The 14,592-nt window shown below is 58.0% G+C and carries 13 protein-coding genes; 9 read left to right on the forward strand and 4 right to left on the reverse strand.

Annotated elements, in window-relative coordinates:
* Positions 1-76 precede the first annotated feature (76 nt).
* The 6 genes from H5P17_RS05315 to H5P17_RS05340 all read left to right on the forward strand — a co-directional run bounded on the left by H5P17_RS05315 (position 77) and on the right by H5P17_RS05340 (position 6,402).
* On the forward strand, positions 77-1,597 hold the full coding sequence (locus H5P17_RS05315) for a sugar ABC transporter ATP-binding protein (protein WP_044548625.1): 1,521 nt from the start codon (positions 77-79) through the stop codon (positions 1,595-1,597).
* Positions 1,598-1,629: 32 nt separating this feature from the next.
* Complete coding sequence (locus H5P17_RS05320) at positions 1,630-2,619, forward strand: ribose ABC transporter permease (protein ID WP_044548626.1); 990 nt, start codon at positions 1,630-1,632, stop codon at positions 2,617-2,619.
* A 207-nt stretch (positions 2,620-2,826) separates the two neighbouring features.
* Positions 2,827-3,768 (forward strand): ABC transporter substrate-binding protein, encoded by a 942-nt coding sequence (locus H5P17_RS05325; RefSeq protein WP_044548627.1) that lies wholly within the window; start codon positions 2,827-2,829, stop codon positions 3,766-3,768.
* 62 nt (positions 3,769-3,830) lie between these two features.
* Positions 3,831-4,517, forward strand: coding sequence for a D-lyxose/D-mannose family sugar isomerase (locus H5P17_RS05330; protein ID WP_182821705.1), 687 nt, complete (start codon positions 3,831-3,833; stop codon positions 4,515-4,517).
* An 11-nt stretch (positions 4,518-4,528) separates the two neighbouring features.
* The gene (locus H5P17_RS05335; protein WP_182821707.1) at positions 4,529-5,389 is read left to right on the forward strand and encodes a ketose 1,6-bisphosphate aldolase; all 861 of its coding nucleotides are present in this window, start codon (positions 4,529-4,531) and stop codon (positions 5,387-5,389) included.
* The gene (locus H5P17_RS05340; protein WP_182821709.1) at positions 5,386-6,402 is read left to right on the forward strand and encodes a carbohydrate kinase family protein; all 1,017 of its coding nucleotides are present in this window, start codon (positions 5,386-5,388) and stop codon (positions 6,400-6,402) included. The genes H5P17_RS05335 and H5P17_RS05340 overlap by 4 nt, the downstream gene beginning before the upstream one ends.
* Here H5P17_RS05340 and H5P17_RS05345 read toward each other — a convergent pair.
* Positions 6,377-7,117 (reverse strand): response regulator, encoded by a 741-nt coding sequence (locus tag H5P17_RS05345; protein WP_182821711.1) that lies wholly within the window; start codon positions 7,115-7,117, stop codon positions 6,377-6,379. The genes H5P17_RS05340 and H5P17_RS05345 overlap by 26 nt on opposite strands.
* A gap of 211 nt (positions 7,118-7,328) precedes the next feature.
* Here H5P17_RS05345 and mak point away from each other — a divergent pair, with 211 nt between their 5' ends.
* The 3 genes from mak (at position 7,329) to H5P17_RS05360 (ending at position 8,956) form a co-directional block, all read left to right on the forward strand.
* Positions 7,329-8,237: a fructokinase gene (mak, locus tag H5P17_RS05350; RefSeq protein ID WP_182821714.1), complete on the forward strand. Its 909-nt coding sequence runs from the start codon at positions 7,329-7,331 to the stop codon at positions 8,235-8,237.
* A gap of 102 nt (positions 8,238-8,339) precedes the next feature.
* Positions 8,340-8,573: a type II toxin-antitoxin system Phd/YefM family antitoxin gene (locus H5P17_RS05355; protein ID WP_044548636.1), complete on the forward strand. Its 234-nt coding sequence runs from the start codon at positions 8,340-8,342 to the stop codon at positions 8,571-8,573.
* Positions 8,570-8,956 carry a type II toxin-antitoxin system VapC family toxin gene (locus H5P17_RS05360; protein WP_182821716.1) on the forward strand — a complete coding sequence of 129 codons (387 nt, stop codon included), beginning with the start codon at positions 8,570-8,572 and terminating at the stop codon, positions 8,954-8,956. The genes H5P17_RS05355 and H5P17_RS05360 overlap by 4 nt, the downstream gene beginning before the upstream one ends.
* A gap of 2 nt (positions 8,957-8,958) precedes the next feature.
* Here H5P17_RS05360 and licT read toward each other — a convergent pair whose 3' ends face one another.
* The 3 genes from licT to sbcD all read right to left on the reverse strand — a co-directional run bounded on the left by licT (position 8,959) and on the right by sbcD (position 14,477).
* Positions 8,959-9,801: a BglG family transcription antiterminator LicT gene (gene licT, locus H5P17_RS05365; protein WP_044552818.1), complete on the reverse strand. Its 843-nt coding sequence runs from the start codon at positions 9,799-9,801 to the stop codon at positions 8,959-8,961.
* Positions 9,802-9,996: 195 nt separating this feature from the next.
* The gene (sbcC, locus tag H5P17_RS05370) at positions 9,997-13,248 is read right to left on the reverse strand and encodes an exonuclease subunit SbcC (protein ID WP_182821718.1); all 3,252 of its coding nucleotides are present in this window, start codon (positions 13,246-13,248) and stop codon (positions 9,997-9,999) included.
* Positions 13,245-14,477: an exonuclease subunit SbcD gene (sbcD, locus tag H5P17_RS05375; RefSeq protein ID WP_182821719.1), complete on the reverse strand. Its 1,233-nt coding sequence runs from the start codon at positions 14,475-14,477 to the stop codon at positions 13,245-13,247. The genes sbcC and sbcD overlap by 4 nt, the downstream gene beginning before the upstream one ends.
* Positions 14,478-14,592 lie beyond the last annotated feature (115 nt).

A 14,592-nucleotide genomic window follows, 5' to 3' on the forward strand; every position in this document is an offset into this window, starting at 1 on the left:
GAACGAGCGCTGACATTTTGCATTTATTTATGCGTGGTTAACTGCTGCCATCCGAACCGCTACCAGAGGTATGACGATGAGCGCGACCCCGATTCTGGAAATGCACAACATCGCCAAGAGTTTTGGTCAGTTCTATGCGCTCAAGGGCGTCAACCTGACGGTGTATCGCGGTGAGATCCACGCGCTAATGGGTGAAAACGGCGCGGGTAAAAGTACCTTGATGAAAATATTGGCCGGCGCTTATATCGCCAGCAGCGGGGAAATTATTATCGATGGGCAGCCGTTCGCCATCAAAGGGCCAAAAGATGCTCTGGCGGCAGGTATCACGCTGATTTACCAGGAAATGAATTTGGCCCCGAATCTGACGGTGGCGGAAAACATTTTTCTGGGCAGCGAGATCCAGCGTGGTGGCCTGGTAAAACGCGGGCAGATGTTGCTGGAAGCGCAGAAGGTGATCGATCGTTTGGGGGCGCAGTTCAGCGCCGGCGATCGCGTGATGAAATTAACCATCGCCGAGCAGCAACAGGTGGAAATCGCCCGTGCGCTGCACCGTAACAGCCGCATTCTGGTGATGGACGAACCTACGGCGGCGCTTTCTTCACGCGAGACGCATCGACTGTTCGAGTTGATCAAGCGGCTGCGCGATGAAGGCATGGCAATCATTTATATCAGCCACCGCATGGCGGAGGTGTACGAGCTGTCGGATCGCGTCAGCGTGCTGCGCGACGGTCAGTATGTTGGCAGCCTGATGCGCGACAAGCTGTCCGCCAGCGAGTTGGTTCGCATGATGGTGGGGCGACCGCTGAGCGACTTGTTCAATAAGGAACAGGGCATCCCGGTGGGGGAACCTCGGCTGACGCTGCGCGGCCTGACTGACGGCAAAAAGGTGAAGCCGATCAGCCTTCAGGTCCGCGCCGGTGAAATTGTCGGCCTTGCCGGGCTGGTGGGCGCCGGCCGCTCCGAACTGGCGCAGCTGATTTTCGGCGTGCGCAAGTCCAGCGGCGGCACGGTGGAGATCGACGGCAAACTGGCCAGTATCCACTCGCCGCGCGATGCCATTGCTCTGGGCATCGGCTTCCTCACTGAAAACCGCAAGGAGCAGGGGTTGTTTCTCGATCTGGCCGCGCATGAAAACATCGTGATGGCGACGCTGGAACGCGACGGCCGCTATGGCCTGCTCAATCGCCGCAAGGCGCAGCGTATTTCCAGCGACGCTATCGGCCTGCTGAATATCCGCGTGCCACATGCTCAGGTACGGGCCGGCGGCCTGTCCGGCGGTAATCAGCAAAAGCTGCTGATTTCACGCTGGGTAGCCATTGGCCCACGGATCCTGATCCTCGATGAACCGACACGCGGCGTGGACGTGGGGGCCAAGAGCGAGATCTATCGCATCATGAGCCAGATGGCACAGCAGGGCGTGGCGATCCTGATGATTTCCAGTGAATTGCCTGAGGTGGTCGGCATGAGCGACCGGGTTTACGTGATGCACGAAGGCAGCATTGTCGGAGAACTGGGCGGCGGTGAGATCAGCCAGGAAAACATCATGACGCTGGCCACCGGCGTTGACGCCGCCCAGCCGCAGGCGACTACCGCATGAATAATTCCATCCCTACGCTCAAGGAGCCGACCATGACTTCGAATCCATTGCCGCCAGGCGCAAAAAATCCGACGCTGAAACGGGCACTGTTGGGCGATATGATGCAAACCGTCGGTATCTTGCCGATATTGATCCTGATCGTCGCGGTTTTCGGCTTTGTCGCACCAAACTTCTTTACCGATGCCAACCTGCTGAATATCGCTCGGCAGGCGTCGATCAACATCGTGTTGGCGGCGGGCATGACCTTTATCATCCTGACCGGCGGCATCGATCTTTCTGTCGGTTCGATGCTGGGTACCACCGCGGTGGTAGCGATGGCGGTGTCACTGATGCCTGGCATGGCCGGAATGTCGATCCCGCTGGCGCTGCTGGCCGGTTTAGGCATGGGGCTGTTTAATGGTTTTCTGGTGGCCTACGCCGGTCTGCCGCCGTTTATCGTCACCCTCGGCACCTACACCGCGCTGCGCGGTGCCGCTTATCTGTTGGCGGACGGCACCACCATCATCAATTCCAATATCAGTTTTGAATGGATCGGCAACGCTTACCTGGGGCCTATCCCCTGGTTGGTGATTATCGCCTTTGCGGTGATTGCAGTGTGCTGGTTCATTCTGCGCCGCACGACGCTGGGGGTTCATATCTACGCGGTAGGCGGCAACATGCAGGCGGCGCGCCTGACCGGGATCAAGGTCGGTGCCGTGCTGCTGTTTGTCTATGGCATGAGCGGCCTGCTGTCCGGGTTGGGCGGAGTGATGAGCGCCTCGCGGCTGTACAGCGCCAACGGTAACCTTGGCATGGGCTATGAGCTGGATGCGATCGCCGCAGTCATTCTCGGTGGCACCAGCTTCGTCGGCGGCATCGGTACCATTACCGGCACGTTGGTAGGGGCGTTGATTATCGCCACCCTGAACAACGGCATGACGTTGATGGGCGTTTCTTACTTCTGGCAACTGGTGATCAAAGGGGCGGTGATCATCATAGCGGTGTTAATCGACAAGTACCGCACCCGCAATTACCAACATTGACTTACCCGTCGTCTTTCAAGCCGCAGCGTTGTTACCTGCACTAACTCATCCCCAGTTACTTACTAAAGTAAGCGCCTGGGGAGGAGCTAGCTGGCCGCCTAGCTGCAACTTGAAATCCATAGGGTAAGGTTGAGTGATAAAGAAAGGTTTGGTTGGTGCCCACCGGGGCAGGTTTTTCGTATCTCAGAAAATAATGAGGAAAACACTATGCGTTTCAAACCATTGATTACCGCTTTGCTGGTTACCGCCGCGCTCGGCAGTGCCTCGTCGGTGCAGGCGAAAGAGTTGAAATCGATAGGGGTGACGGTGGGCGATTTGGCCAACCCGTTCTTTGTGCAGATCACCAAAGGTGCGGAACTGAAAGCGCGCGAACTGGCCGGTGACAAGGTTAACGTGACGCTGGTGTCGAGCGGTTACGATCTCGGTCAACAGGTGGCGCAGATCGATAACTTTATCGCCGCCAAGGTCGATATGATCATCCTGAACGCTGCAGATTCCAAGGGTATCGGCCCGGCGGTAAAACGCGCCAAGGACGCCGGCATCGTGGTGGTGGCGGTTGACGTAGCGGCCGAAGGTGCCGATGCCACCATCACCTCGGACAACACCCAGGCCGGCGCCATGGCCTGTAAATACATCAGCGATCGCCTGAAAGAGAAAGGCAACGTGGTGATCATCAACGGCCCACCGGTGTCTGCGGTACAGAACCGGGTGGAAGGCTGCATGACCGAACTGAAGAAACACCCGGAGATCAAGCTGCTGTCCTATAACCAAAACGCTAAGGGCAGCCGCGAAGGCGGGCTGGAGATCATGACCGCGCTGTTGGCGGCCAATCCGAAGATCGACGGCGTATTTGCGATTAACGATCCTACGGCGATCGGTGCCGATCTGGCAGCCAAGCAGGCGCAGCGCAGCGAATTCTTTATCGTTGGCGTAGACGGATCGCCGGACGGCGAAGAGGCGCTCAAGCGCGGCAACTCGCTGTTTGTGGCAACCCCAGCACAGGATCCGCAGGTGATGGCGGCCAAAGCGGTCGAGATCGGTTACGAAATTCTGCAGGGTAAACCCGCACCAACCGGTCCGGTGCTGATCCCGGTCACCATGATCGATAAAAACAATATTGGCAGCTACAAAGGCTGGACGGTGAAATAACCTGTTATCGGCGGGGTCTGCTACGTCAGGCCCCTCATTTCATCCCCACTTTCGGAGGCGATATGAACCGTTCCGCCGTGAACCAGATTCTGCAACAAACCCAGCATTTTTTTGCCCGCTTCGACGTCCATCTGCCGCCCTTTGCACACTTTAGCCCAACCGTCTGGCGTCAGCTCGATCGCCAGCCGTGGCAGGAGGTATTCGACCTGAAGTTGGGTTGGGACGTCACGGCGTTCGGCGGCGAGGATTTTGCTCACAAGGGGCTCACGCTGTTCACGTTGCGAAACGGTTCGCCCGGCGGTCAACCTTATGCCAAATGCTATGCGGAGAAAATCATGCATTGCCGCGAAGCGCAGGTGACGCCGATGCATTTCCACTGGCGCAAGCGGGAAGACATCATCAATCGCGGTGGCGGCAACCTGATCGTTGAGCTGCATAACGCTGACCCACAGGAAGGGCTGACCGACAGCCCGGTGAGCGTGACCCTGGACGGTTGCCGACAAACCCATACTGCCGGTTCGCGCCTGCGGCTGGCGCCGGGGGAAAGCATCTGCCTGACGCCGGGGATCTATCACAGCTTTTGGGGCGAGGAAGGTTTCGGCGACGTGCTGGTGGGGGAGGTCTCTACGGTGAATGACGACGACAGCGATAACCGTTTCCTGACGCCGCTCAGCCGCTTTAGCCAGATCGAAGAGGATCAGCCGCCCCAGTGGTTGCTGTGTAACGAATACTTGCGCTTTATCGATTAAGGAGATGCACCATGGCATTGATTTCACTGGCACAGGGGTTAGCGCACGCGCGTCAACACGGCTATGCGCTGGGTGCGTTCAACGTGCTCGACAGCCACTTCCTCCGCGCGCTGTTTGCCGCCGCGCAGGCCGCGCGATCGCCCTTTATCATCAATATTGCCGAAGTCCACTTTAAGTACGTCTCGCTGGAGTCTTTGGTCGCGACGATCAAAAGCGAAGCGGCGCAGCACGACATTCCGGTGGTGTTGAACCTCGATCACGGTCTGCATTTTGAGGCGGTGGTGCAGGCATTGCGTCTCGGATTCAGCTCGGTGATGTTCGACGGTTCCGGCCTGAGTTACGAAGAAAATGTGCGCCAAACGCAGGAAGTGGTGCGCATGTGTCATGCGGTGGGCGTCTCGGTGGAGGCCGAGCTGGGTGCCGTCGGCGGTGACGAAGGCGGTGCTCTGTATGGCGAGGCCGACAGCAATAAATTTACCGACCCGCAGCGGGCGCGCGAGTTTGTCGAATTGACCGGCATCGATGCACTGGCGGTGGCGATCGGCAACGCGCACGGCAAATACAAGGGCGAACCCAAGCTCGATTTCGAACGTCTGGCGGCTATCCAGCAGCAGGCTGGCATCCCTTTGGTGCTGCACGGCGGTTCCGGCATCAGCGATGCCGACTTCAAGCGGGCAATCAGCCTGGGCATTCACAAAATCAACTTCTATACCGGCATGTCGCAAGCGGCACTGGGGGCGATTGAACAGCGGATGACGCAGCGTCACGCGATTTATGATGAGTTTGCCGAAGTGCTGTTGGCGGTGGAGCGGTCGATCAGCGAAGTGGTACAGCAGCAGATGCATATTTTCGGCAGCGCCGGGCGGTTGTGATGATCCGGCGCGGCATTGTTTCTGCCGGTAACATGCTGGTGGATCATGTCCATCAAATTGCGCATTGGCCTCAGCCGGGCTGGCTGGTGGAGATTGAGCATAGCCAGCGTGCTACCGGCGGTGCGCCGCTTAATGTATTGCTGACGCTGGCACGGATGGAAACCGGGTTGCCGCTGGCGGCGCTTGGGCTGATCGGCTGCGATGCCGATGGTGACTATATTTTGCAAATGCTGGCGCAGCACCAAGTCGATAGCGGCCGGGTGCGACGCAGCGAAACGGCGATGACCTCGATGTCGCAGGTGATGACCGAGTCGGGTGGGCAACGGACCTTTTTCCATGCGCCGGGCGCGAATCGGTTGTTGGACCTCGGCGATTTTGACGCGCTGCACAGCAGCCATAAAATTTTCCACCTGGGCTATCTGCTGCTGCTCGACAGCCTGGATTGTCCGGACCAGGAGTTCGGCACTCGTAGCGCACGCCTGCTGGCGCAAATGCAGCAGCGCGGTTACCAAACCTCGTTGGATCTGGTGTCGCGCCAGGGCGATCCACGCTATCGGCCTTTGGTGTTGCCGGCGCTGCGCTGGCTGGACTATCTGGTGATCAACGAGCTGGAAGCCGGTGAGTTTACCGGACTGGCGCTGCGTACGGCTAATGGCTCGTTGCAGCAGTCACTGATGGCGCAGGCCGCAGAACAATTATTGCGGGCCGGTGTGCGGCGGCGGGTGGTGATCCACTGTCCGGAAGGGGCCTACGGGCTGGAGAGCGGTGGCGAAGCGCGTTGGCAACCCTCATGGCGGGTGAGGGAAACTGAAATCGTCGGCAGCGTCGGTGCCGGTGATGCGTTCTGCGCCGGCGTGCTGTACGCCAGCCATGAAGACTGGCCTTTGGTGGAGACCCTGCAGCTGGCGCATGCCTGTGCGCGTTTCAACCTACTGTGCGCCAATGCTATCGACGGCGCTCGGCCGCTGCCTGAACTGCAGGATTTTATCAGGCAGCAGCCACCGGTTGGCTGACGTCGGCGGCAAAGACGTAACCCAGCCCGCGAATAGTGCGGATCAGTTCGGGCTGGTGCGGATTGATTTCGATCTTGCGGCGCAGTCGCATGATCAGCACGTCGATAGTGCGATCGAAGACCTCCAGCGTTTCGCCGTGTGTCAGCTCCAGCAGACGATCGCGGGTCAGTACTTTACGCGCATGTTGTACCAGCGCCAGCAACAAACCGTACTCGCCCTGGGTGAGATCGACAGCCTGACGCTGAGGGTTGTGCAGCGTGCAGCGGTTGGTGTTCAGACACCAGCCGTTAAACTGCCAGCCTTCCGCTCTGGTCTGGCCGACAGCGGCAGGTTCCAGCGCCAGCGCACCGGTACGGCGCAAAACCGCCTTGGCGCGAGCGACCACCACGCGGGGATTAAAGGGTTTGGCGATGTAGTCGTCGGCGCCCATTTCCAGGCCGACCACCACGTCGGATTCGGCGCCGAGACCGGTCAGCATCACCACCGGCAGATCCGGGCGCAGACGGTGGATCTGCTGTAACACCAGCAGGCCGTTGGTATCCGGCAGGATCAGATCAAGCAGCACCAGCGCAATATCCGGTTGCTGATTGAGTAACGCCAGTGCTTCGCTGCCCCGGTGGCAGGCATGTACGGTAAACACGTGCTCATTGAGTACGTCACAAAGCAGATCACAGATAGCGGGATCGTCGTCGACGATCAATATGGCAGGTTTCATCGCTGCTCTCCGAATTTTATGATGGGTAAAAATGTTATCAACAGGTTAACTGATAAAATCCAGTGTACCCGATGGCTAATTAATAAGCGGTAGCCGGTGCGGTTCTGATGCGGAAATTGCCATCGCCGTCACACTCGGCGTTAATGGGGTGATCCCGCAAGCCGGTTACATTAGGCTGTAGCAATGTTGTAGTGCATTGAGGAGAAAAATCGTGCGCATTGGTATCGACCTGGGTGGCACCAAAATTGAAGTGATCGCGTTGGCCAACGACGGGCAGGAGCTGTTCCGCCATCGTATTGCCACGCCGCGCCATGATTATCAGCAAACGTTGGAGGCCATCACCGGACTGGTGAAGCTGGCGGAAGACCACACCGGGCAACAGGGCTCGGTCGGCGTGGGCATTCCCGGTACGCTGTCGCCCTATACCGGGCTGGTGAAAAATGCCAACTCGGTGTGGCTCAACGGTCAACCCCTGGATAAAGACCTGTCGGCCATGCTGGCGCGTGAAGTCCGTATCGCCAACGACGCCAACTGCCTGGCGGTTTCGGAAGCCACCGACGGCGCTGCCGCCGGCAAACAAACCGTATTTGCGGTGATAATTGGCACCGGCTGCGGCGCAGGGGTGGCGATCAACGGCCAGGCGCACTCGGGCGGTAACGGCATTTCTGGCGAATGGGGACATAACCCGCTGCCGTGGCTGGACGATGACGAACTGCGTTTTCGCGCTGAGGTCCCTTGTTACTGTGGGAAGCAGGGCTGTATCGAGACTTTTATCTCCGGCACCGGCTTTGCCATCGATTATGCGCGCCTGAGCGGCAATCCGCTGAAAGGGCATGAGATCATGGCGTTGGTGGCGCAGGGGGATACTCTGGCGGAGCAAGCCATCAGCCGCTATGAGCTGCGGTTGGCAAAGTCGCTGGCGCACGTGATCAATATTTTTGATCCGGACGTGGTGGTGTTGGGCGGTGGTATGAGCAACGTGGATCGACTTTATCAGCGTGTGCCGCAGTTGGTGAAATCCTGGGTTTTCGGTGGCGAATGTGAAACCCCGATCCGCAAGGCCGTCCACGGAGACTCCAGCGGCGTGCGCGGCGCGGCCTGGTTGTGGCCACAGCTGTAACTGTTGCAAAAAAGCGCGGGCCCGCTCGCGCTTTAATCAATTTGCTGTACAAAAACTAGACTCCCCTCTATGCTTTAGCTAACTTAGCTAAGGAGATCGCGTATGCCTATTCAGGCCAATATGCACGAAGCCAAATCCAACCTGAGCCAATTGGCGGATAAAGCCGCACAGGGAGAAACCGTGATTATAGCGAAAGCAGGGAAGCCGTATGTTCAACTGGTCGCCATCAAGGGGCAAACCCGCAAGCCTGGTGCCGCCAAGGGCAAGTTTACCGTGCCGGACAATTTTAATGATGGCGATGCAGATATCACCGCGCTGTTTGAGGGCGATGAATGAAACGTCTGCTGCTGGATACCCATGCGTTGCTGTGGTGGCTGATCGATGACGCCAGCCTGGGGGAGAACGCCAGAAGGCAGATCGCCGATCCCGGTAATGTGGTGTATGTCAGCGCGGCCAGCATTTGGGAGATTTCGATTAAGCGGGCGCTGGGCAAGCTGACGCTGCCGGAGGACATTTTCGAGGTCATTGAGGCCGAAGATTTTCTGCCGTTGCCGATGGCCGCCTTTCATGGTCAGCAGGCGGGCCAATTGCCGCCACATCATCAGGATCCTTTTGATCGCATGTTGATCGCCCAGGCGCAGGCCGAAGGGCTGACGCTGGTTTCCGCCGATGCCGCTTTCCCGCAATATGGTATCCGGGTGTTTGACGCCCGGCGCTAGATCTATTTCACTTCGCTCTCGCTGCGTACCCGTTCGATATGAATGGTCAGAAACATCATTTCTTCGCGGGTGAGCTGATGTTGATAGTTTTTCTCGATGTGCTGATTGATCTTGCCTGCGCAGGCAAAGGAGTCAGGGTACTTTTCTTTCACCACCAGATAGAGTGAGTCGTCGTCGCTGTCGACATAGTTTTTACCCAGCAGACGCTGGGCGAAGAACTTCAGGTGAGTGATAAAGCGGTGATAGCTGAGGGCTTCTTCGTTGTAGTCAAAACGGAAGTGGTATTTGACGATATTCAGGATTTCCTGCATGACGCGAGTGATATGCAGGGTGTTGTGCATTTCATCATTCAACTGGGCGTTAACCAGGTGCAGGGCGATAAACCCGGCTTCGTCCTCCGGCAGCGTGGTGCCGAGCCGTTCGGCGATCAGCGTCAGTGCCTCCAGCCCGACGGCAAATTCGGCCGGGTAGAGCTTCTTGATTTCCCACAGCAGCACGTTTTTGATGTCCAGCCCCTGGGCATGGCGCTGCAGCGCAAAGTGGATGTGATCGGTCAGCGTGATATAAACGATGTTATGCAGTTTGCCCGGCAAACGCTGGCGGGCGAGGGTGATGATCTTGTCGGCCGTGGTCACGCAGGCCAGGGGGATCTCCGACAGCAGCGTTTTAAAGCGCTCAGCCATTTCGCTGCCGTTAAGGGTGAAGACCTTCTCGATCAGATTTTCGTCCAGCAGATCGCCGGCCTTCTTTTTAAAGCCGATGCCTTTTCCCATAACCACCGTCTCTTCCTGACGGTCGTCCAGCGTAATCACCACGTTATTATTAAGTATTTTTGCGATCTTCATGGTTTTTCCCGGATGTTTCAGCATGCTGAAAACGAAAAAACCTGACGTCCAGGAGCGATCCCGTGCGTCAGGTTTTGCCTGTATATTTACAGTAACAATCCTGTTATCGATAGCATCATAACCCTTGTCTGCGGCGGCTCAACGCTTTTCGCCGGGGAGTGCCGCCGCGGTCACATTTCTCAGGCCGGTGCAAAGTTATTCCCGTCGGAACTGCGGTTCCAGCCGGCTGATACCGAGGCCGTTCACCTTTTTCACCTTAATTTGCACCGGAATTCGGTCTTTCATGGCTTCAACGTGGCTGATCACGCCGATGGTTTTCCCTGAGGCATTCAGACTGTCGAGGGCGTCCAGCGCGGTATCCAGGGTTTCCGCATCCAGCGTGCCGAAGCCTTCGTCAAGGAACAGTGAATCGATGCTGGTCTTGTGGCTGACCAGATCGGATAGCGCCAGTGCCAATGCCAGGCTCACCAGGAAACTTTCACCGCCGGACAGGGTACGGGTGTCGCGCAGTGCGTCCGCCTGCCAGGTGTCCACCACCTGCAATTCCAATGCATCACTGGTTTTGCGCTGCAGCAGATAGCGGCCGTGCAACCGCCCCAACTGGTTATTGGCCAGGTACACCAGATGATCGAGCGTCAGTCCTTGGGCAAACTTACGGAATTTATCCCCCTCTTTGGAGCCGATGAGCTGATTGAGGTAGCTCCAGTCGTCGTACTGCTGCTGACTTTGACTGATTTGCTCAAACAGCGACTGCTGATTGAGACGGCGCGCGGCATCACTTTCCAACTGGTTGCGCACTTCACCCTGTCGGAGCTGCAGAGTTTTGAGCTGCTGCGCCAGCGCGGCCAGATCCTGGCCCAGGGTTTGAGGATTGGCCTGGGTTTCATCCAGCCCTTCCGGGCGCTGTTGGCGTTGCTGTTCCAGATTGGCTACGGCCTGGGTCAGCAGGGCGCTGGCTTCAACTTGCCTTTGCTGCAGTTGCTCCTTGCGACGTTGCAATTGTTGGCGCTGCTCGTCATTCAACAGGGCGGCGTTGAAGGCCGCTTCGTCGCTGAAGTCGCTGGTGGACAACGCTTGCTGCCAATCTTGCTCAGTCTGTTGCAGCCGTTCGGTCAGGTGCAACAGCTGTTGCTGCAACCCGGTAAGTTGCCCGCTCAGACGATCGCGTTGTTCCTGCGCCTTCTGCCATTGCTCTGCGGCCAGTTGTACAGCCTGTTCGCAGGCCGTCAGCCGGGCGCGCAACTGTTCACGTACCTGCACGATTTGCCGTTCGCCAAACAGTGCCAGCCGCTGCGTACGCTGTTCGCCAAGGGCAAGTTCTGCTTCCTGACGCTGCTGCTGCAGGCGTTGCTGCTGCGATTGGGCCTCTGCGTGGCTTTTTTCCAGCAGGCTGAAACGCTCGTCCAGCCGCGCCTTTTCTTGCTGCGCCTGTTGCTGCTGTGCCTGCAGTGCGGCCAAGCGATCTTTAGCCTGCTGTACCGCCTGGGCTGCCTGCTCGTGTTGCAGCAGACTGGCCTGAGCCTGACGTTCCTCATTGTCGCAGTCGCTTAACCACTGGCTAAGGCGAGCGGTGTCCTGCAGATCAAAATCAAACGCCAGAGGCGTGCTGAGGGTTTGCCATTGCTGACGATGAGCAGCCAGCTGTTGTTCATCTTGTCCGATAAGATGCTGCTGGCGTTGCAGTTGCTCTTTCAGGCTTTCGCAGCGGGTGCGCAGCTCCGTGCCCTGGGTGTATAAGGCCTCGGTTTTGATACGCATATCCGCCAAACGCAGGGCTGTCTCAGAGGGTTTTACCGCCTGATACTGTTCGATGGCCGGATGTTCGGAAGATCCGCACAGTGGGCAAGGTTCGCCGGTTTGCAGGCGAGCGCGTTCAGCCTCCAGGCTGACGATGCGTTGCTCCAGCTCAAGGGCTTTCTCTACGTCCGTCTGATGTGCTTTTTGCTGTTTGTACTGCTGGCGTGTTTCTTCGAGCTGTTTTTCAAGTTCGCCGAGCTGGGTCTGACGGGCCGTGAATTCCTTACGTTGCTGTTCCAGACGTTCGCTGACCTGGCCAAACAGCGAGGAGAGGGTAAATAATTGCTGACGAACCGGACGCAGCTCGGCCAGCTCAGTCTGACGTTGGCGCAGCCCTGTTAAGGGGACTTGGGCTTCCAGCGCATTTTGCTGCTGTTGCTGCGTTGCCAGTGCGGCAGTCAGGCCGTTAAGCTGTTCCTGATGCTGTCCGGCCTGGGCGGTGAGCCGGGCTCGTAAAACCTTGAGCTGTTCCAGCTCCGTTTGTTGCTGTGCGTACTGTTGCGTGGCGACATCGCAGGCCTGTTGCAGTTCTGTCTGCGTTTTTTGCAACTGGGTTATCTGGTGGTCGAGCGGGACGATCTGCTCGTCGATCAGCCGTTGTTGGATCTGCTGGTGTTCGACATGCGCCTGCAGTTGCGCACGTGCTTGTTCCACTGCCTGCTGCAACGGGGCCATTTGGGCAAGCTGTTGCTCCTGTTGCTGCGTCAACTGGGCAATCTGCTGTTGTAGCGCCTGTTGATCGTTGCGGCAGCGGTTGCGTTCGTTGAGCAGTGGGCGCAGTTTCTCAGCAGGCTCGCTGCGCGCCAACTGCTGCAACTGCGGTTCTGCCTCAGCCTGCTCTTGTTGCACGGCGCTCAACTGACGCTGGTATTCCTGCTGTTTCTGCCGCGTCTGTTGCCATTGCTGCAGCCAGTTTAACGCCCGTTGCTGACGCTGGGTCTGTTCACCGAGGGCATTTTCCTGCGAACTGAGCTCCACGAGCTGGCTTTCCAGCTGTTGGTGTTGTTCCTCGTTCAGCAACTCAATGCCACTGGCGCGCTGATGCAACGCGTCCAGATCGGTTTTGGCCTGCTTGTGCTGCTCGAAAACACGTTCCGAAAGCTGGCCGTAAATCTCGGTGCCGGTCAACTCTTCCAGCAGTTCGGCCCGATCATTGGCGTCGGCATTCAGGAAGGCGGCGAACTGCCCCTGGGACAGCATCATCGATTTGGTAAAGCGGCCGAAATCCAGCCCGGTGATCGCGGCGGTAAGATCCAGCTTGTCGCGGACTTTATCGGCCAGGATCTTGCCGTCATCGCGCAACGCCAGCTCCACCTTCGGCGCCTGCAGGTTGCCGTCCGGGGAGTTTTTGGCACGGCGCTGGCTCCAGAAAGCGCGGTAACCGATGCCCTTAACCTCAAACTCGACCTCCGCCAGCGACTCGGCGGTGTGGCGGGTCATCAGCTCATTTTGGCTTGGCGTGACATTCAGACGCGGCGTCTGGTGGTACAGTGCCAGACAGATGGCGTCCAGCAGGGTGGTTTTACCCGCTCCGGTAGGGCCGGTGATGGCAAATAATCCGTTGCTGGCGAAGGGCTCGGCGGTGAAGTCTATCTTCCATTCCCCCTGCAGCGAATTCAGGTTTTTTAATCTCAGGCTGAGAATTTTCATTGGTTCGGCTCCTGATCCTGGTGCCGTACGGCTTCGACGACCTGTTGGAACATCTGACTCATTCGCTGTTTGCGTGCTTCGGCCATTTCAGGTTCCTGCGCCAACCGCCGCTCGAAGACTTCGTTGACGCTCAGCTCGTTGAGCGTTTCCTTGTCTTGCTTCTCAATGGCCTGGCGACGCTGCTCCTTGCTGCGGCGCAGCAGCACGACCTCTACCGGCAGTTGATCGGCCAGCAGCTGAATGCGACGCTGAATGTCGCTAAGGTAATCTTGGGTCGCCACTTCGATATCCAGCCATACGGGTAATTCACCCTGATAATCGGCAAACAGCCGTAATTGTTGCTCGATCTGTGCCAAATCTCCCTTAATGAGCTGCATCGGCTGGAAGGTTGGGATCTCCAATGCGCTGACCTGCTGCAGGGCACCCGCGTCGAAATCCACCATAAACACGCTTTTGGCCTTGCCCAGCTCGTCAAAACTGAGCGGGATAGGGGAGCCGCTGTAGCGAATATGCTCAGATTTGGCGACGTTTTGCGCGCGATGAATATGCCCCAGCGCGATGTAATCTGCCGGGGGGAAGGCCTGGGCGGGGAAGGCGTCCAGCGTACCAATATAGATGTCGCGCACCGAATCGGAGGTCGTTACGCCGACGGTGGTCAGATGGCCGGTAGCGACGATGGGCAGCGGCAAGCCCAACGTATCACGGCGCGCACAGGCGGCCTGGTACAGCGTGTGATAGTGGTCGGCGATAGACTCTTGCAGCGCCTGCTGTTTTTGCACCCCGGACTCACCGGCGCGGCTGGTGAGCAGATCGCGCGGCCGCAGAAAAGGAATGGCGCACAATATGGCGCCCGGTTGGCCGTCGCGTTGATTCAGTACCAGCACCTGTTGTTCGATTTCGCTCTGTGCATTGGCGATCACGGTGGTATTCAGGCAGGAAAGCAATTCGCGCGATTCATTTAAGGTTGCCACGGAGTCGTGATTGCCGCCCAACACCACCAACTGGCAGCCGGTGCGCTGCAGTTCCACCACGAAGCGGTTATACAGCTCGCGGGCGTAGCTTGGCGGCGAGCCGGTATCGAACAGGTCCCCGGCGACGATCAGCGCGTCCACCTGGTGTTGTTCGATCTGTTCGATCAGCCAGCGCAGAAAGGCCTGATGCTCGGCGGCGCGGCTTTTGGTGAAAAAGTACTGGCCAAGATGCCAGTCAGAGGTGTGGATCAGGCGCATGACACTCCCGGGGCGATAGGGTAATGGCGGTGATTATAAAGGGAATATGATGTTTCTGTGTGATTAGAAATAACCGCTATGCTTACTGCCCATAACAGCCCGTTTTTTTCATGGC

Origin of the sequence: Serratia sp. OS31 (assembly GCF_014164835.1) — a bacterium.
Lineage (GTDB): Bacteria > Pseudomonadota > Gammaproteobacteria > Enterobacterales > Enterobacteriaceae > Serratia > Serratia liquefaciens_A.

Excerpts from the sequence above, each read along its gene's own strand:
- H5P17_RS05315 (WP_044548625.1), top strand. The coding sequence starts at position 77 with ATGAGCGCGACCCCGATTCTGGAAATGCACAACATCGCCAAGAGTTTT.
- H5P17_RS05325 (WP_044548627.1), top strand. The coding sequence starts at position 2,827 with ATGCGTTTCAAACCATTGATTACCGCTTTGCTGGTTACCGCCGCGCTC.
- sbcC (WP_182821718.1), bottom strand. The coding sequence starts at position 13,248 with ATGAAAATTCTCAGCCTGAGATTAAAAAACCTGAATTCGCTGCAGGGG.
- H5P17_RS05330 (WP_182821705.1), top strand. The coding sequence starts at position 3,831 with ATGAACCGTTCCGCCGTGAACCAGATTCTGCAACAAACCCAGCATTTT.
- H5P17_RS05320 (WP_044548626.1), top strand. The coding sequence starts at position 1,630 with ATGACTTCGAATCCATTGCCGCCAGGCGCAAAAAATCCGACGCTGAAA.
- sbcD (WP_182821719.1), bottom strand. The coding sequence starts at position 14,477 with ATGCGCCTGATCCACACCTCTGACTGGCATCTTGGCCAGTACTTTTTC.
- H5P17_RS05355 (WP_044548636.1), top strand. The coding sequence starts at position 8,340 with ATGCCTATTCAGGCCAATATGCACGAAGCCAAATCCAACCTGAGCCAA.
- licT (WP_044552818.1), bottom strand. The coding sequence starts at position 9,801 with ATGAAGATCGCAAAAATACTTAATAATAACGTGGTGATTACGCTGGAC.
- H5P17_RS05345 (WP_182821711.1), bottom strand. The coding sequence starts at position 7,117 with ATGAAACCTGCCATATTGATCGTCGACGACGATCCCGCTATCTGTGAT.
- H5P17_RS05335 (WP_182821707.1), top strand. The coding sequence starts at position 4,529 with ATGGCATTGATTTCACTGGCACAGGGGTTAGCGCACGCGCGTCAACAC.
- H5P17_RS05360 (WP_182821716.1), top strand. The coding sequence starts at position 8,570 with ATGAAACGTCTGCTGCTGGATACCCATGCGTTGCTGTGGTGGCTGATC.